At 57.8% G+C, this 21,036-nt stretch carries 16 protein-coding genes and 1 pseudogene; 8 read left to right on the top strand and 9 right to left on the bottom strand.

The window, feature by feature from the left end; all coding sequences use genetic code 11:
• Window positions 1-7: 7 nt before the first annotated feature.
• Window positions 8-1,195, bottom strand: coding sequence for an ABC transporter substrate-binding protein (locus tag ICA16_RS04205; protein WP_210700007.1), 1,188 nt, complete (start codon window positions 1,193-1,195; stop codon window positions 8-10).
• Window positions 1,196-1,383: 188 nt separating this feature from the next.
• On the opposite strand from ICA16_RS04205, the gene ICA16_RS04200 reads away from it, so the two are divergent.
• On the top strand, window positions 1,384-1,782 hold the full coding sequence (locus ICA16_RS04200) for a nuclear transport factor 2 family protein (RefSeq protein ID WP_150603533.1): 399 nt from the start codon (window positions 1,384-1,386) through the stop codon (window positions 1,780-1,782).
• Between the two features lie 164 nt (window positions 1,783-1,946).
• On the opposite strand, the gene ICA16_RS04195 is transcribed toward ICA16_RS04200, so the two are convergent.
• The 3 genes from ICA16_RS04195 to ICA16_RS04185 all read right to left on the bottom strand — a co-directional run bounded on the left by ICA16_RS04195 (window position 1,947) and on the right by ICA16_RS04185 (window position 6,600).
• Window positions 1,947-3,191: a saccharopine dehydrogenase family protein gene (locus tag ICA16_RS04195; protein WP_150603534.1), complete on the bottom strand. Its 1,245-nt coding sequence runs from the start codon at window positions 3,189-3,191 to the stop codon at window positions 1,947-1,949.
• 27 nt (window positions 3,192-3,218) lie between these two features.
• Window positions 3,219-4,316, bottom strand: a complete 1,098-nt coding sequence (locus tag ICA16_RS04190) for a carboxynorspermidine decarboxylase (protein WP_210700006.1) — start codon at window positions 4,314-4,316, stop codon at window positions 3,219-3,221.
• A 1,411-nt stretch (window positions 4,317-5,727) separates the two neighbouring features.
• Window positions 5,728-6,600 (bottom strand): helix-turn-helix transcriptional regulator, encoded by an 873-nt coding sequence (locus tag ICA16_RS04185; protein WP_210552747.1) that lies wholly within the window; start codon window positions 6,598-6,600, stop codon window positions 5,728-5,730.
• A 144-nt stretch (window positions 6,601-6,744) separates the two neighbouring features.
• Here ICA16_RS04185 and ICA16_RS04180 point away from each other — a divergent pair.
• Window positions 6,745-7,098 (top strand): annotated as a pseudogene (locus ICA16_RS04180) (asparagine synthase-related protein); the annotation flags it as partial.
• 52 nt (window positions 7,099-7,150) lie between these two features.
• On the top strand, window positions 7,151-8,383 hold the full coding sequence (locus tag ICA16_RS04175) for an MFS transporter (RefSeq protein WP_210700005.1): 1,233 nt from the start codon (window positions 7,151-7,153) through the stop codon (window positions 8,381-8,383).
• On the opposite strand, the gene ICA16_RS04170 is transcribed toward ICA16_RS04175, so the two are convergent.
• The 4 genes from ICA16_RS04170 to ICA16_RS04155 all read right to left on the bottom strand — a co-directional run bounded on the left by ICA16_RS04170 (window position 8,363) and on the right by ICA16_RS04155 (window position 13,282).
• Entirely contained in the window at window positions 8,363-10,765 is a 2,403-nt protein-coding gene (locus ICA16_RS04170; protein WP_210700004.1) for a TonB-dependent receptor, read from the bottom strand. The genes ICA16_RS04175 and ICA16_RS04170 overlap by 21 nt on opposite strands.
• A 67-nt stretch (window positions 10,766-10,832) precedes the next feature.
• Window positions 10,833-11,780 (bottom strand): FecR domain-containing protein, encoded by a 948-nt coding sequence (locus ICA16_RS04165; protein WP_210700003.1) that lies wholly within the window; start codon window positions 11,778-11,780, stop codon window positions 10,833-10,835.
• Window positions 11,780-12,289 (bottom strand): sigma-70 family RNA polymerase sigma factor, encoded by a 510-nt coding sequence (locus tag ICA16_RS04160; protein ID WP_210552752.1) that lies wholly within the window; start codon window positions 12,287-12,289, stop codon window positions 11,780-11,782. The genes ICA16_RS04165 and ICA16_RS04160 overlap by 1 nt, the downstream gene beginning before the upstream one ends.
• Window positions 12,290-12,373: 84 nt before the next feature.
• Entirely contained in the window at window positions 12,374-13,282 is a 909-nt protein-coding gene (locus ICA16_RS04155) for a helix-turn-helix domain-containing protein (protein ID WP_210700002.1), read from the bottom strand.
• A gap of 161 nt (window positions 13,283-13,443) precedes the next feature.
• Between ICA16_RS04155 and ICA16_RS04150 the strand changes: the two genes are divergently transcribed.
• From ICA16_RS04150 to ICA16_RS04130, 5 genes are all read left to right on the top strand, one after another.
• The gene (locus tag ICA16_RS04150; protein WP_150603546.1) at window positions 13,444-14,802 is read left to right on the top strand and encodes a glutamine synthetase family protein; all 1,359 of its coding nucleotides are present in this window, start codon (window positions 13,444-13,446) and stop codon (window positions 14,800-14,802) included.
• Window positions 14,803-14,953: 151 nt separating this feature from the next.
• Complete coding sequence (locus tag ICA16_RS04145) at window positions 14,954-16,042, top strand: polyamine ABC transporter substrate-binding protein (RefSeq protein ID WP_210700001.1); 1,089 nt, start codon at window positions 14,954-14,956, stop codon at window positions 16,040-16,042.
• Entirely contained in the window at window positions 16,039-17,340 is a 1,302-nt protein-coding gene (locus tag ICA16_RS04140) for an NAD(P)/FAD-dependent oxidoreductase (RefSeq protein WP_210700000.1), read from the top strand. Before ICA16_RS04145 ends, ICA16_RS04140 begins: the two co-directional genes overlap by 4 nt.
• Window positions 17,341-17,725: 385 nt before the next feature.
• A complete protein-coding gene (locus ICA16_RS04135; protein ID WP_210699999.1) occupies window positions 17,726-19,381 on the top strand; it encodes a PqiB family protein in 1,656 nt (551 codons plus the stop codon).
• 16 nt (window positions 19,382-19,397) lie between these two features.
• Window positions 19,398-19,949, top strand: a complete 552-nt coding sequence (locus ICA16_RS04130; protein ID WP_210699998.1) for a PqiC family protein — start codon at window positions 19,398-19,400, stop codon at window positions 19,947-19,949.
• On the opposite strand, the gene ICA16_RS04125 is transcribed toward ICA16_RS04130, so the two are convergent.
• Window positions 19,950-20,795, bottom strand: a complete 846-nt coding sequence (locus ICA16_RS04125) for a site-specific integrase (RefSeq protein ID WP_228734144.1) — start codon at window positions 20,793-20,795, stop codon at window positions 19,950-19,952. It lies immediately after the preceding gene.
• Window positions 20,796-21,036: the final 241 nt, after the last annotated feature.

The following is a 21,036-nucleotide window of genomic DNA, read 5'->3' as shown; positions in this document are numbered from 1 at the left end:
GAACTCCTCAGGGCTTGAGTGGAACGATCTGGTCGTCGACGAAATGAGTGAACAGATAGTCGTCCGGCCCCAGCGCGTCATGTTTTTTGGCTGTAAAAGGCTGCTGGTAGCGCTTGATCAGGCCCTCATAACCCTCGATCGCATAGAAGCCGTTGCGCACGGCAGGACCATCGGTATTGCCTGCCTTTTCAATGGCCAGAGCACTCAAGTGCAGCGCGTCGTAAGCATTGGCAATACCCACGGCGGGCGTGACGTCGGCCAGGCCTTTGATCTGCGGATAGGTTTTTTTCAGAGCGGCGAATACTGCGTCGCCCTTGGCGCTGTTGTGTTCTGTGAACACGTAGGTCTGGATGAAATGCACCCGCGAAGCGTTCGGGCCGGCCAATTCACCGAAGCGGCCACCGGCCGGCCCCCAGTGCGACACCACCGGCACGTCCCAACCCATACGATCCAGAGACTTGACCACTTGCGCTGACGGGCCGACGTTGCCGACCATCAGCAGGGTGTCGGCCCCGGCGTTTTTGAGGCGTGTGAGCTGTGGCACCACATCGAGGTCGCTGTCCTGGATCCGCTCGACGCCGGCATTGGCCAGCCCGCGCTTCTCCAGGGCGCGCTTGAAACCCGCTTCATTGGATTCACCCCACGGGTTATTGATGAGGATCATCCCCGGCTTCTTCATCCCTTTCTCGGCGCCGTATTTCACCAGCGCTTCATCCACCAGTTCATCGACGGCCGAGACGCGGAACACATAGTTATCCGCGGCACCGTTCTCGGTGATTTTCGTGCCGGCGGCCCAGATGCCCATGAACGGCACTTTCAGCTGATTGGCCAGAGGCACGATGGCCAGGGAAACCGGGGTGTCCAGCCCACCGAAGAGCACGGTGACTTTCTCGCGCTGAACCAACTCGCGTGCCGCCAGCATGCCTTTGGACGGATTACTTTCGTCGTCGCGGCGCACCAGCTCGAGTGGCCGGCCGAGCACGCCACCCTTGGCGTTTACCTCATCGATGGCGATGGTCAGGCCGCGAGTCAGCGCCTCGCCGGATTTCGCCGACTGCCCCGACAGAGCAGCGACAAGACCAACCTTGATCGGAGGTTCGGCCGCTTGGGCACCACCAGACAAAACCACATTGAGCGTGACTGCCGCAGCCACGGGAAACACAAGACGCTGCAGGTTTAAAAGCGGGAAGGCCATTGATCATTCTCCTGATTGCTAGCATTTGCATAATTATTGCTAGCAAGTAGGATGCCAGTCAGCCGCCCCAATAAAGCGGGGGAGAGGGCGCAAATAACTTGAAATCCAAACGCGCCAAATTAACGCGCCCTGCACTAAGCAGAGGCGTCGATCCAGTGCTTATCAATAGTCAGTCAGGAGATTCGACGATGCCGCAGGAAAATACAGACGTGCAGATTGTCAGCAGCTTTCTCGAGGCCTCCATGGCGCCCGATCCCGTCAGGGCCGCGACCTTCATGAGTGCCGATGTGAAGATCACTTTCACCGGCGGCCGGGTCATGCCTGATCCACAGGCCATCACGGCGTTCAACGGTTCCCGTTATGCCTGGGTAAAAAAAGCCTTGGGCAATTTCGACTGGATGGATCGCGGCGATCACACCGTGGTGTATTCCAACGGTACCTTGTATGGCGAATGGTCCGATGGGCGCAGTTTTTCCGGTAATCGCTATCTGGATCGCTTCGAAGTGCGCAACGGCAAGATCACCCACATGGATGTCTGGAACGACAGCGCCGAATGGCTGTTAATGCCGGAAATCGCCAAGGCTTGAGTTCACACAGTGTTGAGGCGACAGGTCGGGGCACCGGTCAGGAACAAGAAGCCAGCGCAACAATGTCCAGAAGTTGCGTGCTGATTTTTTGTACATACGAAAACGCCGCTCAATGAGCGGCGTTTTCGGAACAGGCAGTGAAGCACCCCTGAATGTTGCGAGCCTTAGGCGTCGCCGTTCCAGGGACGATCTCCATTCTCGTCCTTGATGCGGGTCGGCAGACCCATTACATCCAGTGCCTTGAGGAACGGCTCAGCCGGCAGCTCCTCGACGTTGGCCATACGCTGCACATCCCACTCGCCGCGGGCGACCAGCAGGGCAGCAGCGACAGGTGGTACGCCGGCGGTATAGGAAATGCCCTGGCTGTCGGTTTCGGCAAAGGCTTCTTCGTGGTCGGCTACGTTGTAGATGAACACTTCGCGCGGCTGGCCATCCTTGGTGCCTTTGACCAGATCACCGATGCAGGTCTTGCCGGTGTAGCCGGGCGCCAGCGAACTCGGATCAGGCAGCACGGCCTTGACCACTTTCAGCGGCACAACCTCCAGGCCTTCGGCGGTCTTGACCGGTTTCTCGGACAGCAGGCCAAGGTTCTTGAGTACGGTGAACACGTTGATGTAGTGCTCGCCGAAGCTCATCCAGAAGCGCACGTTGGGCACGTCCAGATTCTTCGACAGCGAGTGCACTTCATCGTGACCGGTCAGGTACAGGTTCTGCGACCCTACGACTGGCAGGTCGTCGGTGCGCTTGACTTCGAACATGGTGTTACTGGTCCACTGGCTGTTCTGCCAGCTCCACACCTGTCCGGTGAACTCACGGAAATTGATTTCCGGATCGAAATTGGTGGCGAAATACTTGCCATGGGAACCGGCATTGACGTCGAGAATATCGATCGATTCAATTCGGTCGAAATACTGTTGCTGCGCAAGTGCAGCATAGGCGTTGACCACGCCTGGGTCGAAACCCACACCGAGAATGGCAGTGATGTTCTTCTCTTTACACTCTTCGAGGTGATTCCACTCGTAGTTGCCGTACCAGGGCGGCGTCTCGCAGATTTTGCCCGGCTCCTCGTGAATGGCAGTGTCCAGATAGGCTACACCGGTATCGATACAGGCACGCAGTACCGACATGTTGAGGAACGCGGAACCGACATTGATGACGATCTGTGATCCGGTTTCGCGGATCAGCGACTTGGTTGCCTCGACATCCAGCGCATTCAGCGAGAAGGCTTTGATGTCGGCGGGTTGTTTAAGGCTACCCTTGGCCTTGACGCTGTCGATGATGGCCTGGCATTTGGAGATGTTGCGCGACGCGATAGCGATACGACCGAGTTCATCGTTATGCTGTGCGCACTTGTGGGCCACCACCTTAGCGACACCTCCTGCACCAATGATAAGAACGTTCTTTTTCAATTGCTTTTACTCTCCTTTATCTGTCCGTTAAGAAAGGCTGGACAGGTAGTCTTCATAACCAAATTGGCGCACCACTTCGACCGTTCCGTCGAGTTGCTTCACCACGATGGATGGCATTTTCAGGCCGTTGAACCAGTTTTTCTTGACCATGGTGTAACCCGCGGTATCGATGAATGACAGTCGATCACCGATGGCCAGCGGACGGTCAAATTGGTACTCGCCGAAGATGTCCCCGGCCAGGCACGACTTGCCGCACACCATGTAGGTGTGATCACCCTCGCTGGGTGCCAGCTTGGCATTGAGGCGATAAATCAGCAGGTCAAGCAAATGCGCTTCAATGGAGCTGTCGACCACGGCCAGGTGCTTGCCGTTGTAGAGGGTGTCGAGCACCGTCACTTCCAGTGAGGCACTGTTGGTGATCGCCGCTTCACCGGGCTCCAGGTAGACCTGCACGCCGTACTTTTGCGAAAACTCTTTCAACCGCGCACAGAACGCATCCAGCGCATAGCCTTCACCCGTGAAGTGAATACCGCCGCCCAGGCTGACCCAGTTGACCTTATGCAGCAACTCACCGAAGCGTTCTTCGATGGTGCAGAGCATTTGGTCGAACAGACCGAAGTCGCCGTTCTCACAGTTATTGTGGAACATGAATCCGGATATCTGATCGATAACGCCTTCGATCTTCACCGGGTCCCATTCGCCGAGACGGCTGAACGGACGCGCCGGGTCGGCAAGCAGATAATCGGAACTGCTTACTTGCGGGTTGACTCGCAGGCCGCGGACTTTGCCTTCAGCGCGCTTGGCAAAGCGTTGCAGCTGGCTGATGGAGTTGAAGATGATCTTGTCGCAATTGTCGAGCATCTCCTCGATCTCATCGTCGGCCCAAGCCACGCTGTAGGCGTGGGTTTCGCCTTCGAACTTCTGCCGGCCGAGTTTGAGCTCGTACAGCGACGACGAGGTGGTGCCGTCCATGTATTGCTGCATCAAGTCAAACACCGACCAGGTCGCGAAGCACTTGAGCGCCAGCAGGGCCTTTGCCCCGGACTGTTCGCGCACATAGGCAATCTTCTGCATGTTGATCAGCAGTTTCTGTTTGTCGATGAGGTAGTACGGTGTTTTGATCATTTCGAGGCCTCCGGCAAGGCCAGCCAAAAAAGGATGCGCATTGTGCCCGGACTGACTCCATATCGAAAGAGCTGAGCGTGCGACTCATTCAGAGAACCCGAAATTTGCTTTGCCGCACCGCGAAGTGTTTGCCAAGGGCCGGAGCAAGGTCAGCGTGTTGGGGCCGATGCTCGAAGCCGAGGCCGCGCAACCAAATAGAGGATTGTGCTTATGAAGGGGTTTCGAAATGAACCTGATTGAGGGCAGGGAAGTGCACCATCCCCTATGGATCACTTCGATTTGTCATCGGGGCTTTCATGACTGGTGTCGGTCGGCGGTTCCTTTCCTGGTTGCTCGCTACCTGCATCATGCGATGCGCTAATGGAAATGCTGAAATGAGGTTAGAGCGGTCGTCCATGTCTGTTTTCGCGCAGTTGCATCAAGCGGTGCCAGCGAACGTCCAGTTCAGCTCTGAGTACTGGAGGCAAATGCGACAGCAGTGGGTACGTAACGTAATACGTGATTTAACATAATATACATTACACGTAACAAAGTATTACCGGATTGGCCCGACTACTTGTCGAGATTACTGAAATGTGAGAAAGAACGGCAAAAGATGAGAATGGTGCCAAGTCAAGACCTTAGTGTTTGCATTTCATCTGGCACCTCACGATTTCTCAGTAAAATATGAGGATCTGGCACCAATAGCGGTTGGAAGAATCTTCTTCGCTGTGTAGCGCCGCAGCCTCTGCCGTCGTTGTACTGCCTAATTTTACGTCATGCGCAACGAATCCAAAGACATTGCCTCCGAATGCGTGATTGCACACCGCATGCGAAATCGCCTATTCGTTTGAATTAAGGCGTCTTTTTAGAAAGCGCTTGTTCGTTTACGACATTACTCACGTCAGAAATCCACCCGTAAAAGCGTCGCTGTGTGAAATCTGAAGCGTTCAGCGAGGAGTTTGTGCACACATTTCACATCGACGATTGGAAAACACAACGCCCATCGATTTGTTTGAAGACGCTGGTGGTTTGGTGATGCACTCGTTCCGTTTGAATGCGATGGAGTTCTCCGACTACCCAATACCTTCGGAAGCTCGCCAGGATCTGGCTCGATGAACTGAACCTGCGTGTTAGCCCCGATTTACCCTGCATGCCTGAGATTTCAAAGCATTAGCTTGGAATGTTTACTCTTATCCTTACTATCACTCGAGTGCTCAGTCAGCCGTCGCTAACAATTTTTGGCATCTGCTAGATAAGGTTAAAGCACATCAAAGCGCCCTAACCCGGCGTTTTTACGAAAGACATCTACATCTTGCAGATGTTCTACCGTCATGGCAAGGTAACGAGCTTTAAGTGGAATCAGCAATCAACTCAACTAAACGACCATTTAGTGTAGTTATATATAAACGCCATACTGCGATATCAAAAACTAAGAAATCACAAATTGATCACATTTAGCTCCAGTCACACCCTGCCCCAGCCATTTCTCAAATTCAAACAATGCCATTTTATGTTCCACAGGCGCGAAGTACACCAGGCGCAAGTGCCTTTCCACGTCGATGGTTAACGTCGTGTGCTCTAACGTGACATTGCCGAATGACTCAATCGCCAGATGTCGTATGCCTTGGCAGAGTCCATGGATGTCTTGCCTAGACCACCACTCCTTGAACTCCGGACTGGCGCTTTCAAGGTCACGTACCAGTGAAGCAACGTCACTTTCATTCGACGCGTGAACGTAATCCCGACGAAAGCTGGACAGCATCTGGATCGCTTGGTCGTCCCACGGTCGGAAAAGAGACTTCATGTGTTCGTCGGTAAACAACATCGATAACATGTTGCGCTGCTCGGGCGCTTTTTCTGAAAACCTGAAGATCTTGTCAGCCGCGGGATTCCAGGCCAGAACATCCCAGCGCAAGTTCAAAACATAAGCAGGCCGCAGAGGGAGATCTGCCATCAAACGGTGGACGATCTGCGGAACGACGCACCATGTTTTGCCCTGCTCGGCTGGTGGACGCTGGTGGGAAAGTAGATAAAGGTGCCGGCGCTCAACAGCATCAAGTTTGAGAACCCGACACAAATTGTCCAGAAATGCAGGTGAGACGCCAATATCACGCCCCTGTTCAAGCCATGTGTACCATGACAATCCAACACCCGCCAACGCGGCTACTTCCTCGCGACGCAGCCCCGGAGTTCGGCGTCTTCCCGTAGGTGGCAACCCCGCTTCTGCCAGTGAAATGCGCTCTCGTCGGCTGCGTAAAAACTCAGCAAGGTCTTGACGAGTTCTTTCCAGATTCCTTTCCATTATCCAGTTACTCCTAGTAACACTATAAACAGTAGCCATTGTACTAACTATTAGGATGTTAAAGAATTCACTCGACCCGGAAACATCTGGTCACTGTACACCCGCCAAGGATTATCGCGGGATTTCATGCCAAGGAGTAGCAAGGTCGAATACGCGTTCAACATCCCTTGGGAGATCAAGGCGTTTGATGGCCGAGAGAAAAGCATCTTGCGCGCCGCAACACGCGACCTGCTCCCCGCTTCGATTTCCGATCGCGTGAAGAGCCCGTACCCGTCAACTCAAGATCCTGCCTATGAAGCGGTATTGCGGGCCGACCTTGCTGCAATCATGGCGGATCCGAATGCGCCGGTACGGGCATTGCTCGACAGCCAGCAAGTCACTACCACCCTCGCCCGTCAACTGGGCGACAACTCGCCCATGTACGATCGCATGGGCATGGAGTTGGCCGTGGGACTCAACGCCTGGCTCACCGAGTACGACGTCAATCTGGTGATCTGATCAAAACCTGGGGCTGCGGAGTCACGCCCCTGCTTTGCACAAGGAGTAACTCATGTCCAAAACAATACCGGCACCCGTATACCTCATCGCCATTGGCGCCTTTGCCTTGGGGATGGCGTCCTATGTCACCGCGGGCCTGATCCCGATGATCGAGCAAGCGTTTAATGTGCAAGTGGCCGTTGCAGCACAACTGGTAACTGCATTCACTCTGGCCTATGGCATCGGCTCGCCACTGTTCGTAGCCATGCTGCCGGCGCAACGGCAACGCTTCGGCCTGCTGGTCGCACTGGCGTTGTTCGTCGTGGCCAACGTGGCGAGTGCCTTGGTCGAAGACTTTGTCGCGCTGCTGGTGTGTCGAGCTGTCGCAGGCGTCGGTGCCGGGGTCTATCTGGCTAACGGCATCGCGGCGTCCGCGGCCGTTTGCGCGCCCGAACTGCGGGGCAAGGCGATTGCGGTGATCATGGGCGGCATGGCCAGCGGCACGGTGCTTGGGGTTCCTGTAAGTCTGTTGCTCGCGGAACAGTTCGGCGGGCAAATGGCACTGTGGCTGGTGGCATTTCTGGGGCTGATTTCCTGGTTGGGGTTGCTGGTCAAGTTGCCCGCCATCCCTGCCGGGCCGGCGATGCCCATCAGCCGCAAGCTCGCCCTTCTGGGCGATCGCAACGTGATGACCATCCTGCTGGTTTCGCTGTTGGCAGCTGTCGCCAGTCTTGGCATGTATACATTCATGGTTCCGCTGATGGCTGACCCGGCCTATGGCGGTGTCGCCAACATCACTCCATATCTCTGGGTCTGGGGCCTGGGCGGTGTCGCGGGCAGTTTCCTCGTCGGGCCGTTGGTGGATCGCATCAAAGGGCCGACGCTGACGTTTCTGATTCTGCTCATCCTCAGCGTTTCGTTGTTCGCGCTGCCGGCCGCCGCAGCCATCACACCTTGGCTGGCGATGATCCCGATTGCCGTGTGGGGCGCTGTAGGCTGGGCATTGCAGGTGCCGCAAAACAGCGAGCTGATCGCTGCTCGTGATCACCAGGGCGATGGCAATCTTGCCGTGGCATTGAACGAATCAGCGCTCTATCTCGGTAGCGCCATGGGCGCCGCAGCAGGTGGCTTCATTTTGCTGCTGCAAATGCCGGGCTGGACATTGGTCATCAGTGCAGGCGCGGTATCCGTTATCGCGGCTTTATTGCAACTGGTGCATCTGCGCAACAGAAAAGCCCAAGCGACCAACACGCACTTGCACCTTGACCGGTCTGCGCGACCAGGATCAAAAATCCACAGTGGCTGACAACAGATAAGTTCGCGGCGTCGACAGCGTCAGCCCCGGCTCGCTGTCGTCCGAAGCGCCCGCCGAACTCCAATAGCGTTTATCCATCACGTTCTCGATGTTGGCACGCAAGGTAATGTTTTTGTCATCGACCTTGAACGCGTAGCGCGTGCCTACGTCGAAGCGCTCCCAGGAGTCGATCTCCTTCTCGTTCGACTGGTCAAGATACTGCGAACTGGAATAGATACCGCGCCCGGTCAGCGTCAGCCCTTGCACCGTCGGCACGTCCCATTCGGCACCCAGATTGACGTTGTATTTCGGCGTTGCCGGCGCGCGGTTGCCATCGAAAGTGCCGTTGGTGGTGTGGGTCAACTCACTGTCGATATACATCACACCGCCGAGCAGCCGGAAACCTTTCAGCGGCTCACCGAACATGCTCAACTCCACCCCATTGTTCTGCCGTTTACCGTTCGGACCGAACACTCGCGTCGTGGCGTTGGTTTCGTAGGCTGGCTGTTTGATCCGGAACACTGCAGCGGTCAGTGCGTACGCGCCGGCGTCGTATTTGGCGCCGACCTCGACCTGACGACTGATGAACGGCGGGAAGATTTCATCCTCGTTCACCGAGGTCGAAGGCGCGATCTTGCCCTGACTCAGGCCTTCCATGTAATTGGCGTACAGCGACAATTTGTCGGTTGCCTTGAACAGAATGCCGCCCGACGGCGAAATCTTTTCCTCGTCGTAAGCGGTGTCGCCCTTCACGTTATCGCTCCAGTCGTCGACCTTGACCCGCTGCCAGCGCGCGCCGAGGGTCAGCAACAGGCGATCATCAAAGAAGCCCAGCGTGTCGGACAACGCCACGCCGCTGAAGCGGTTTTCGGTATAGACCTTGGCATCTTGACGCGTCGGTGTGCCGGGCTTGGCAGTGGTCACCGGGTCGTAAAGGTTGCTGCGTCCTGCCGCATAGCGGGCGCCGCCGTTTTCGAAGTCCATGTAGAAGTAGCTGGCCGCGAGGTTGACTTCATGGCTGACCGGGCCGGTATGGAACCAGTTGCGCACGCCTGCCGTGGCCGTACGAACGTTCTCGTCGCGGGTGAAGTCCCGAGGCAGCACGCTGAAATCGCCAGCATCGTTGGTGACGGAAACGGCATGGCGCAGGAAATCATGGTTGCTTTTACGCGCGCCGACACCGCCGTACACCATCACCGAATCGCTGACATCGAACTCACCGTTGACCGTGCCAAAGGTGTCCTTGGTTCGCGCCTGGCTCCAGGGCTGCGCGTAGTTGTCGCGCACGTCGTTGGCATTTGGAACCTTGGCGTTGGCCGCCACCTGAACGCGTTCTTGCGGGGCGTCAGTATCGCGCTCGGTATGACCGATGTCGGTCGACAGGCGCAGACGATCGCCGCGAAAGTCCAGCCCCAGCACGGCCATATCGCGATCGACACTCTGGTGATCCCATTCAGTGTCGCCAGACTGTTTGACACCGTTGAAGCGCAGGCCGAATTGATTGTCTTCGCCGAAACGGCGACCGACGTCCACTGCACCACCAAGCTGATTGTTGGAGGCATAACTGGTCGTCAACGAAGTGATGGGCTTGTCGGTAGCGTGCTTGGGCACGACGTTGATCCCGCCGCCCACGCTGCCCCGAGGTGAGATGCCGTTGATCAGTTGGCTCGGGCCTTTGATGATGTCGACGCGATCAGCCATTTCCATGTCAATCGTGTAAGTGGGCAAGACGCCGTAGAGGCCGTTATAGGCAACGTCACTGTTGAACAGACTGAAGCCGCGGATGGTGAATTGCTCGTAACGTCCGCCTGCCGGATTGGTCGCGCGCACCGAAGGATCACTGGCGATCAGATCTCCCAAGGTTCGGGCCTGCTGGTTCTTGACCGCTTCGCTGGTGTAAGTGGTCATGCTGAACGGGGTTTCCATGAAGTCCCTGGACCCCAACAGCCCTTGCGAGCCGCGTCGTGCGACCTGGCCACCGGCAAACACGTCGGCATCCGACGAACCGGTGGCGCCGAGAATCGAGGTCGGCGCCAGTTCCAGACTGCTGCCGTCCGCCGCCGGAACCAGGATGTAGGCATTGCCGCCCACTGGCTGCAATTGCAAACCACTGCCCAGCAACAACCGGGTGAAGCCCTCCTCCACCCCGTATTCTCCCGACAGCCCTGCACTGTTCCGCCCACTGACCAGCGCCGGGTCCACCGACAGATTGACCCCGGACAAACCGGCAAAACGCGTCAACGCCGCGCTCAGGTTACCGGCCGGTACCTGATAGCTGCGGCGCTCTGCGCCATCGGCCCAACTGGTCGACATCAACAGGGGGCTGGCACTCAGGCTCAGCAGCAGACTCAATTGCAACAACGGACGCAAACGACTTGGGAATACTGCGGGCATTGGAAAAAGCTCTCGATTTTGTTCACTTGCCTGAAATGACCAGCGAGGCGAAAAAAAGGGACAGCCTTTAGCTAATGTTTTTTCGCGGGACGAGAGAAACCCAGAAACGGGTGCGCGTATGGACGTCGATTGGCAGACTCGCGGCCAGTAGTGAAAGGACTTGATCAGTGTTGTCGAGACGGAAACTGCCGGTGATGCGCAAAGATTCCAGCGCCGGGTCCCAGCGCAATAGCCCGGATCGATAACGGCTCAACTCGCGCAGGAAATCGCCCAGCGGCTGGTTCTGCGCCATCAACACACCTTCACGCCAGCCCGGCATCAAGGCGTCGAACGCCGCGACAGGCCCGGCGCCGGACGCTTGCAGACTGACCTGCTGACCATGATTCAACATCAGCGCCGGCCCGTGCAGCGGCTGCAACTGCACCGCGCCACTGACCACCGAAACGCGGCATTCACGTTCGCTGAGGCGCAGGCAGACTTCGCTGCGACTGACGCTGATCCGCCCGTAAGGTGCGTTGATCAGCAAGGCTGAGTTGCCGGGGACCTTGAGCGCCATCTCTCCGCGCACCAGCGTCAATTGACGGGCAACCAGATCGATATTGACCGCGCTGTCCGTGTTCAACTGCAACGAACTGCCATCCGCCAACTGTAATTGACTGTGCTCACCAATGCCGGTGTGCAGATCGGCCCGCCACACGTCCAGCGGCAATTGCCGACTAATCAGCCACGCCGCCGGCACCAGCGCCGCCAGACCGAGCGCGCGTTTCAGCGCTGCACGACGTTCCGGATCCGGGCGATCCAGGGTGGCCATGGCCAATGCCGAAGGCAGGCTGGAAAAACGTTGGCGCAACAGCTGAATCTTCTGCCAGGCATTTTCATGGCGGTGATCGCTGCTGCGCCAGTGTTGCAGGCGCGTGTGATCATCATCCGTGGCCTCGCCCGACTCCAGCAACGCCAACCATTGCGCAGCAGCGCGGGCCACTTCACGCGTTTCGTCGCTGGGGGCAACGCGCATCAGAAATCCACCAGCAAGCAATGCTCGTAGGCCTGCGCCATGTAGCGTTTGACCGTGCGTTCAGAAACCTTCAAGCGCTCGGCAATCTCGCGATAGCCAAGCCCTTCGAGCTGACTCCACAAAAATGCCCGGCGCACTGCTCGCGGCAAACCATCGAGCAATTCATCCAGCGCTTGCAGGGTTTCCAGCAGCAGCCAGCGCTGCTCTGGCGAAGGCACGCTCTCCTCCGGCAATTGCGCCAGTGCTTGCAGATAGGCTTTTTCGAGTTGGCGGCGGGTGTAGAAGTTGCTCAGCAGGCGTTTGCCCACGGTCAGCAGATAGGCTCGCGGTTCCTGAATATCGATCAGGGGTTGCGCACTGGACAGCACGCGCAGGAAGGTATCCTGACTCAGATCAGCCGCATCCCAGGCGTTGCCCATGCGCCGACGCAACCAGGTTTCCAGCCAGCCCCGGTGATCCCGGTACAGGTCGTGCAGGTTCTGCTCCGAGGGCGCTGCTGCTTCAATCATCTCAAGAGACCCTGCGCGAAGTTAGATTCAAATGAGACTGATTCTAATTAACTTCACGTTTTAGACAAAGGTCTTTTTTGATGGTCAGGCCATTCGCGAACGCTTGAGCGTCTCGCTGGGCAACTCTTTGAACAGCGCTCGATAGCTACTGGAAAACCGCCCCAAGTGCCAAAACGACCACTGCATCGCGACCTCGGCCACCGTGGTTTCCGTCGGCCTGCGCTTGAGCAACTCGCGGTGCGCACTGTTCAAACGGCGCAAGCGCAACCAATGGCTCGGCGTCATCCCGGTGAAGTGCTTGAAGGCTTGCTGCAACTGCCGCAACGGAACGCCCGCCACTTGCGAAAGCTCCAGCAGATTCAGCGTTTCTTCGGGTGAATCCGCCGCCCATTCGGCGACGCGCTTCATGATCATTCGCTCTTCGGTGCGGCGCTGCAATTCGCTGCGATCCAGATGCACCCGAGCGTTATCAAGAATGAACAGACAGTCCTCAAGCAACTGCTGAGTAAGCATCTCTTTTTCAATTAGATCAATGGGTTGCGTCAACTTCGTGAGAGTTGAGCTTAACCAGCGACTGAACAACGCGTTCTGCCCGCCATTGAGCGGCGTCATGAACAGGCCTTCGAGTCTGGCCACATCCAGACCGTGCTGGCGAACGAATTCCGGGCCGAACACCACCGCAATTTCCTGATAGTTCTCCGGGGTGATCCAGATGTTGCGGCTCTCTTCATTGAGCAGATACAGCGCGTTGTCGCTGCGATCAAAACAGAACGCCAAAGCACCCGATGGCGCGCTGAAATTTTGCTCGACCCGGGTGTTCATCTGCTCTTCATAGACCTCGACACCCTGCAAATCCAGATAGCGGATCTGCCCGGCGAAATGGCCCGGCGACATCTGTTGGTAATGCTGAACCCAGCCCGGCGTGGCGCGGACCTGCTCGGCCACATCGGCGGTGTTGAAAGCTTGAACCTGAAGCGAATTACACGTTGTCATGGGGTGACCTTGCGCACTCTTTTGGTGCGCTTTGGTGTGCTTAAAGTGGATAGATGGAACGGCAAGGCTCGCCCAAGATAGTCGTCAACGCGCTACAGGGGAAGGGGCGGAAGATGAAACCCGCCCTCCCCGGCGTCAATAAAACCAATAACGAGGTCTTTATGAATGCCCCTTTCGATCAGCTGTTCACTTGGCTGAAAGATCACAAGATTACCGAAGTCGAATGTGTGGTCAGCGACCTGACCGGCATTGCCCGCGGCAAGATCGCACCGACCAACAAGTTCCTGCATGAGCGAGGCATGCGCCTGCCGGAAAGTGTGCTGCTGCAAACGGTAACCGGGGATTTTGTCGACGACGACATCTACTACGACCTGCTCGACCCGGCCGACATCGACATGGTCTGCAAGCCTGTGGCGGACGCGGTCTACGTGATTCCATGGGCGATCGAGCCGACCGCCATCGTCATCCACGACACCTTCGACAAGTTCGGCAACCCGATCGAACTGTCGCCACGCAACGTGCTGAAGAAAGTCTTGCAGCTGTACACCGATAAAGGCTGGAAGCCGATTGTTGCGCCGGAAATGGAGTTCTACCTGACCCAGCGCTGCGAAGACCCGGATCTGCCGCTCAAGGCGCCACTGGGCCGCTCGGGCCGTGCTGAAAGTGGCCGTCAGTCGTTTTCCATCGATGCCGCCAACGAATTCGACCCGCTGTTCGAAGACGTCTACGACTGGTGCGAACTGCAAGGCCTGGACCTCGACACGCTGATCCACGAAGACGGCCCGGCGCAGATGGAAATCAACTTCCGTCACGGCGACGCCCTGGATCTGGCCGACCAGATCACCGTGTTCAAACGCACCATGCGTGAGGCAGCGCTCAAGCACAACGTCGCCGCAACGTTCATGGCCAAACCGGTTGGCGACGAGCCGGGCAGCGCCATGCACATTCACCAGAGCGTGGTGGAAATCGCCACCGGCAAACCGATCTTCGCCACCGCTGACGGGCAGATGAGCGAACTGTTCCTGCATTACATCGGCGGTTTGCAGAAGTACATCCCGAAAGTCCTGCCGATGTTTGCGCCCAACGTCAACTCGTTCCGCCGCTTCCTGCCGGACACGTCGGCGCCAGTGAACGTCGAATGGGGCGAAGAAAACCGCACCGTCGGCTTGCGTGTGCCGACGTCCAGCCCTGAGGCGATGCGCGTGGAAAACCGCTTGCCGGGCGCCGATGCCAACCCGTATCTGGCGATTGCCGCGAGCCTGTTGTGCGGTTACCTCGGCATGGTCGAGAAGGTCGAGCCAAGTGCGGGCGTCGAAGGCCGTGCCTACGAGCGCCGCAACCTGCGCCTGCCGATCACCATCGAAGAAGCGCTGACGCAGATGGAAGAGTGCGCCACCGTGGCCGAGTATCTGGGCAGCAAGTTCGTCCGGGGCTATGTCGCAGTGAAGCGTGCCGAGCATGAAAACTTCAAGCGCGTGATCAGCTCGTGGGAGCGTGAGTTCCTGATGATGAGCGTCTAAGTCCTTCATCGTCTGTACCGCCGCCATCGCGAGCAGGCTCACTCCTACATTTGAAATGCGATCCCCTGTAGGAGTGAGCCTGCTCGCGATGACGGCAGCCCAAACACCAGTGAACCACCTGAAAAATCCAATAATTTAAAGAGGTGTCGATATGCGTCTATTGAAATCCCTGATCCCGCTCAGCCTGAGCGTTCTGTTCAGCGCCGTAGCCCACGCCCAGCCACAGGTCAGCGTCTACAACTGGACCGACTACATCGGTGAAACGACCCTCGCCGATTTCCAGAACCAGAGCGGGATCAAGGTGATCTACGACGTTTTCGACTCCAACGAAACCCTCGAAGGCAAGCTCCTCGCCGGCCGCACCGGTTATGACGTGGTGGTGCCGTCCAACCACTTCCTCGCCCGCCAGGTAAAAGCCGGGGCGTTCCTCAAACTGGACCGCTCGCAACTGCCCAACTGGAAAAACCTCGACCCGAAACTGCTCGAACTGCTGGAGAAAAACGACCCGGGCAACGAGCATTCCGTGCCGTACCTGTGGGGCACCAACGGCATCGGCTACAACGTCGACAAGGTCAAACAAGTGTTGGGCATCGATCACATCGATTCCTGGGCCGTGCTGTTCGAGCCGGAAAACCTGAAGAAACTCAGCCAGTGCGGCGTGTCGATGATGGACTCTGCCGACGAAGTGTTCCCGGCCATCCTCAACTACATGGGCCTGGATCCGCGCAGCGAGAATCCCGAAGACTATAAGAAGGCCGAAGCCAAACTGCTGAGCATTCGCCCGTACATCACCTACTTCCACTCTTCGAAATACGTGTCGGACCTGGCCAATGGCGACATCTGCGTGGCGTTCGGTTATTCCGGTGACGTGTTCCAAGCGGCCAACCGCGCCAAGGAAGCCAAGAACGGCGTGAACATCGCCTACGCGATCCCGAAAGAAGGCGCCAACCTGTGGTTCGACCTGTTGGCGATTCCGGCCGACGCCGGTAATACCAAAGAAGCCCACGCGTTCATCAATTACCTGCTCGATCCACAAGTGATCGCCAAGGTCAGCGGTTCGGTCGGTTATGCCAACCCGAACCCGGCCGCCAAGCAGTACATGGATCAGGAGCTGGTCAACAACCCTGAGGTGTATCCGTCTCAAGCGGTGCTCGACAAGCTCTACATCTCCTCTACCCCGCCCCAGGCGATCATGCGTTTGATGACCCGTTCCTGGAGCAAAGTGAAGTCGAACAAATGAATCAGCACAGCCACGAACACGCCCGCTCCTACTACGCAGCCTCGGCTCGGGCGACCACACCCTACCCCGTCCTGGACGGTGATCTGAGCGTCGATGTCTGCGTGATCGGCGGCGGGTTCACCGGGGTCAACACCGCCATCGAGCTGGCTCAGCGCGGGCTGTCGGTGGTGTTGATCGAGGCGCGGCGCATTGGCTGGGGCGCCAGCGGCCGCAATGGCGGTCAATTGATCCGCGGGATTGGCCACGAGGTCGAAGGTTTCGCCAAGTATGTAGGCCAGGAAGGCGTGCGCTATTTGCAGCGCGCCGGGATCGATTCGGTGGACCTGGTGCGCCAGCGCATTACAGACAACGGCATCGAATGCGATCTGCGTTGGGGTTTCTGTGAGCTGGCGAATACGCCGGCGCAATTTGCCGCGTTCAAGGACGAACAAGTCAGTCTCGCCGAACTCGGTTATGCCCATGAAACCCGACTGGTCGGCCCCGAACAGATTCGCCGGCAAGTGGTGAATGCCGAAGGTTATGCGGGCGGTCTGATCGACATAGGCTCGGGCCATCTACATCCACTGGATCTGGTGCAAGGCGAAGCGCGACTGGCGGCATCACTTGGCGTGAAAATATTCGAGCAGAGCCCGGTACTGGAAATCATCCATGGCCCGACGGCTCAGGTGCGTTGCGCCACTGGCACTGTGCGTGCCGGCAGCCTGGTACTTGGTTGCAACGCGCATCTGGATGAACTCGAACCTCAGCTCAGCGGCAAAGTACTGCCCGCCGGTAGCTACATCATTGCCACCGAGCCGTTATCAAAGGAGCGCGCCGCGCAACTGATCCCGCACAATCTGGCCCTGTGTGATCAGAAGGTCGGACTCGATTACTACCGGCTCTCGGCGGACCGGCGCTTGTTGTTCGGCGGTGCCTGCCATTACTCCGGGCGAGATCCGGCAGACATCGCCGCCTATATGCGCCCGAAGATGCTCAAGGTCTTCCCGCAACTGGCCGACGTGCGCATCGAATATCAGTGGGGCGGCAAGATCGGCATCACCGCCAACCGTTTCCCTCAGGTCGGGCGCCTCAAGCAGCATCCGAATGTGTTCTACGCCCAGGGTTACTCCGGCCATGGCCTGAACGTCACTCACTGGTGCGCGAAATTGCTTGGCGAGGCGATTCATGCGGGCCACAGTCAGGGCATGGACGTGTTCAGCGGCGTGCCACACATGACCTTCCCCGGCGGCCCGGCCCTGCGTTCGCCGCTGCTGGCACTGGGCATGTTCTGGTATCGCCTGCGCGAACTTATGGGCTAACCCAAGCACGCCCCCTGTAGGAGCTGCCGAAGGCTGCGATCTTTTGATCTTGATCTGCATGAAGATCAAAAGATCGCAGTCTCGTTTTACTCGACAGCTCCTACACCGCCACCCCACCACACTGGCACATGCACGATCCCCTGTAGGAGCTGCCGAAGGCTGCGATCTTTTGATTTTGATTTTGATTTGAATGAAGATCAAAAGATCGCAGCCTCGTTTTACTCGACAGCTCCTACAGGGGTTTGGTGAGCGCATTTCACCTGCCGATCATTATTCATGGCGCCCGACTGCTAGACATATTTGCTCTATCGCCAAGCACTTCTATATTGATGAAGTGCTTTTGCGTTCCTGACGCTCAGTGCCCAATTATCAGAGGAGGACACGGATGAAGTCGTCAGCCATCGACGAGCCACGAGCACCAGGCCAGGCCCCCATAAAAACCCGACGCTTCAGCATATCGCTGGTATGGATCGTGCCGATTGTCGCGGTGCTGGTGGGTATTTCGCTGGTCGTGCACAACCTGATGCAGGAAGGGCCGACCATCGTCATCAACTTCAAGACCGGCAGCGGGCTGGTGGCGAACAAGACCGAGGTCAAGTATCGCAACGTGGTCATCGGCCAGGTCACCGATGTCGAGCTGAGCGATGACCAGAAAAGCGTCAACGCCACCATCAAACTGGCCAAGCAGGCCGAAAGCTTTACCCGCGAAGACTCGCAGTACTGGGTGGTACGCCCGCGCATTGGCGCTGGCGGCGTGTCCGGTATCGACACCCTGCTCTCCGGCGACTATATCGGCGCCGACATTGGCCAGGCCAATAACCGCGCCAAGCAGTTCAAGGGGTTGGAGAACCCGCCGCCCATCACCTACGGCGAACCGGGCAAGCGCTTCATGCTGCACACCCAGGATCTCGGCTCGCTGGACATCGGTTCGCCGGTTTACTACCGCAAGATCCCGGTGGGCCAAGTGGTCGCCTACACCCTCAGCAAGGACGGCAAAGGCGTCGACATCGAAATCTTCATTCATTCGCCCAACGATGCCTTCGTCACTGAAAACACCCGCTTCTGGAACGCCAGCGGTATAGACGTCAGCGTTGGCGCCAACGGCTTCCAGGTCAAGACCGAGTCGTTGTCGTCGATGCTGGTCGGCGGCATTGCCTTCCGGGCGCCGGATTACAGCCCCAACGATGTCGCTGCAGCCGATGACAAAGACTTCGAGCTGTTCGAAGATCAGTTAACCGCCCTCGCCCCACCCAACGGCAAAGCGCAATACCTGAGCTTGCGCTTCGACCAGGCCCTGCGTGGGCTGAAAGTGGGCGCACCGGTGGAGTTCCTCGGCATGGAGATTGGCCGGGTGGTGGGGATCAATCTGGATTTCGACGCGAAAAAACGCAGCTTTCCGCTGAACGTCGGCATCGTCATTTACCCGCAGCGCCTCGGTCAGGCCTACAGCAAAATGCTCACGGCCTTCAAGCACGACCCCAACGACGAAGCCGCCGGCATACGCCTGATGGGCACTTTTATCGACAACGGCCTGCGCGCCCAGGCCCGTAGCGGCAACCTGCTCACGGGCCAACTGTATGTGGCGCTGGACTTCTTCCCTAAAGCTGAAAAAGTCGCCTTCGATCCGACGGCTCGTCCCGTGGTCATACCGACCGTGCCCGGCAGTCTCGAACAGTTGCAGGAAAAACTCGAAGCGATGATCGACAAAATCAACAAACTGCCGGTGGAACGGATCGCCAACAACCTCGATGGCAACCTGGTCGAGTTGCGCAAAGGCCTGACCCAGTTCAATGCGAAAACCTTGCCGGGCGTACAGAGCACCCTCGCCGATGTCAGCAAAACCCTGCAGTCCGCCAACTCCACGCTGGCCGATGATTCACCGCAGCGGGAAAAAATCAATGAGACCCTCGACGAGCTCTCTCGCATGTCGCGCTCCCTGCGTGAGTTCTCGGATTACCTGGGTCGTCATCCGGAATCGTTGATTCGCGGTCGTCCCGAAAACGCCGGGCCGATGGACCTTAAAGGACCGCCACGTAATTGAGCACAGGAGCTGAACCATGGCTTTACCGTTGAAGATCACCGTGCTCGCTGCATTGATGCTGCTTGGCGCTTGTCGTAGCGATCCGATCAGCTTTCACACGCTGGTACCGGCACAACCGGGTTCTGGCCGAAGCGGATCGGAGATCGCCATTGAAGGCGTCACCGTGCCGCCGCAGGTCGATCGCGCACAAATCGTCATCCGCCAGGGCAACAGTGGCCTGGCGATACTGGAGACTGATTGGTGGGGCGCGACGCTCGCGGATGAATTGCGCAGTGCCTTGGTCGACCAGTTGAGCAGCGCCAGCGGCCAGCAGAAACTCTCGGTGCGCGTCGACGTGCAGCGCTTCGATTCGATCCCCGGCCAGTACGGTTTGATCGACGTCAAATGGCGTTTGCGGCCACTCGGCGCGACTGACAGCGCACTGCTGACCTGCCGTTCCGTCCTGCAAACGCCTTCCGGGCCAAGCATCGACGAACTGGTGACGGCGCAGCAAAACAACGTCAAGCGTCTTGCCGCGCAAATCACTCAGGCCGCCAGTGGGTCGCGCGGTTGCCCACCCTCCTCCTGATCAGAGATCGAAGCGATCCACCGCCCGCCGCCGCTCGTTGTCGTCACGCACATCGTAGTTGGCGGTGGTCTGGATGTTGCTGTGATGCGCGAGTTTCTGCGCAATCGACAGATCATGCTCTTCGATCACCCGGGTGATGAACGAACGGCGGAAATCGTGGGGCATGATCTTCACCCCGACCTGCGTGCCGCGCTGACGGGCGATGTAATAGATCGCGTGTTTGGTGATGCGCTCGCGGGTGATGTGGCTGCCGCGACGGATGCGATTGAACAGAAACCCGTCATCGCTTTCACCTTCCTTGAGCTGTGATCTACGCAGTTCCAGCCACGCATCGAGCTTGGCGAACGCCCACGCCGGGGCATACTTGATCAGTTGCTTGTTGCCCTTGCCGATGACGGTCAGGCTGCGCTCAGTGAAATCGACCTGATTCAAATCCAGATCCACCGACTCGGATTTGCGCATGCCGGTGCCGTACAGCAGCGCAATCACTGCGGCGTCACGCAGCCCCTGCGGACGTGGATCGGCGGCGCAGACTTCCATCAATTCATGAATCAGCGAGCGCTTGAGGTTGCGGCCCTGCGACAACCGCGTGCCGGCGATGCCCTTGACCGAACGCATCTTCAACAAATGATCCTGGCTGATCAGGCTCATGCGCCAGGCTTCGTTCATCACCCCGCGTACGGCATTCACGTAAAGCGACGAGGTGTTGGGCGCATAACCGTCGGCGCGCAATGCGGCGACCAATGCCACGACATCCTCCGGTTGCAGCGCGTGCCAGGGGATTTCCTCGATATTCACTTCTTCGAAACCGAGGCGGTCGGCGGCATCCTGCAAAACGTAGCGCATGGTCAACTGGCTGGAAGGCGCCAGACGTGCCAGATAAAGCGTCAGCGGATTAGTGTTGGACGGGGTGGATTCAATACTCGACAAGTCAATCAAACGAAACGGCCTTGAATGGAAAACAGTTCATTACAACATGACAAAAAACGGCAAAACCTGAATGCAACCGGTTGCCGGAAAAGGATCACAACCTGCCGGCCAAGGGCTTAAAAGTCAATCAGGCATTCCCCGACCGGTATTCCAAGCC

This window comes from Pseudomonas anatoliensis, from assembly GCF_017976235.1.
GTDB lineage: Bacteria > Pseudomonadota > Gammaproteobacteria > Pseudomonadales > Pseudomonadaceae > Aquipseudomonas > Aquipseudomonas anatoliensis.
This window is presented reverse-complemented; position numbering and strand designations above follow the sequence as displayed.

Excerpts from the sequence above, each read along its gene's own strand:
- ICA16_RS04150 (WP_150603546.1), top strand. The coding sequence starts at position 13,444 with ATGAATGCCCCTTTCGATCAGCTGTTCACTTGGCTGAAAGATCACAAG.
- ICA16_RS04185 (WP_210552747.1), bottom strand. The coding sequence starts at position 6,600 with ATGGAAAGGAATCTGGAAAGAACTCGTCAAGACCTTGCTGAGTTTTTA.
- ICA16_RS04155 (WP_210700002.1), bottom strand. The coding sequence starts at position 13,282 with ATGACAACGTGTAATTCGCTTCAGGTTCAAGCTTTCAACACCGCCGAT.
- ICA16_RS04125 (WP_228734144.1), bottom strand. The coding sequence starts at position 20,795 with ATGCGCTACGTTTTGCAGGATGCCGCCGACCGCCTCGGTTTCGAAGAA.
- ICA16_RS04190 (WP_210700006.1), bottom strand. The coding sequence starts at position 4,316 with ATGATCAAAACACCGTACTACCTCATCGACAAACAGAAACTGCTGATC.
- ICA16_RS04200 (WP_150603533.1), top strand. The coding sequence starts at position 1,384 with ATGCCGCAGGAAAATACAGACGTGCAGATTGTCAGCAGCTTTCTCGAG.
- ICA16_RS04170 (WP_210700004.1), bottom strand. The coding sequence starts at position 10,765 with ATGCCCGCAGTATTCCCAAGTCGTTTGCGTCCGTTGTTGCAATTGAGT.
- ICA16_RS04160 (WP_210552752.1), bottom strand. The coding sequence starts at position 12,289 with ATGATTGAAGCAGCAGCGCCCTCGGAGCAGAACCTGCACGACCTGTAC.
- ICA16_RS04130 (WP_210699998.1), top strand. The coding sequence starts at position 19,398 with ATGGCTTTACCGTTGAAGATCACCGTGCTCGCTGCATTGATGCTGCTT.
- ICA16_RS04140 (WP_210700000.1), top strand. The coding sequence starts at position 16,039 with ATGAATCAGCACAGCCACGAACACGCCCGCTCCTACTACGCAGCCTCG.
- ICA16_RS04145 (WP_210700001.1), top strand. The coding sequence starts at position 14,954 with ATGCGTCTATTGAAATCCCTGATCCCGCTCAGCCTGAGCGTTCTGTTC.
- ICA16_RS04205 (WP_210700007.1), bottom strand. The coding sequence starts at position 1,195 with ATGGCCTTCCCGCTTTTAAACCTGCAGCGTCTTGTGTTTCCCGTGGCT.
- ICA16_RS04135 (WP_210699999.1), top strand. The coding sequence starts at position 17,726 with ATGAAGTCGTCAGCCATCGACGAGCCACGAGCACCAGGCCAGGCCCCC.
- ICA16_RS04165 (WP_210700003.1), bottom strand. The coding sequence starts at position 11,780 with ATGCGCGTTGCCCCCAGCGACGAAACGCGTGAAGTGGCCCGCGCTGCT.
- ICA16_RS04175 (WP_210700005.1), top strand. The coding sequence starts at position 7,151 with ATGTCCAAAACAATACCGGCACCCGTATACCTCATCGCCATTGGCGCC.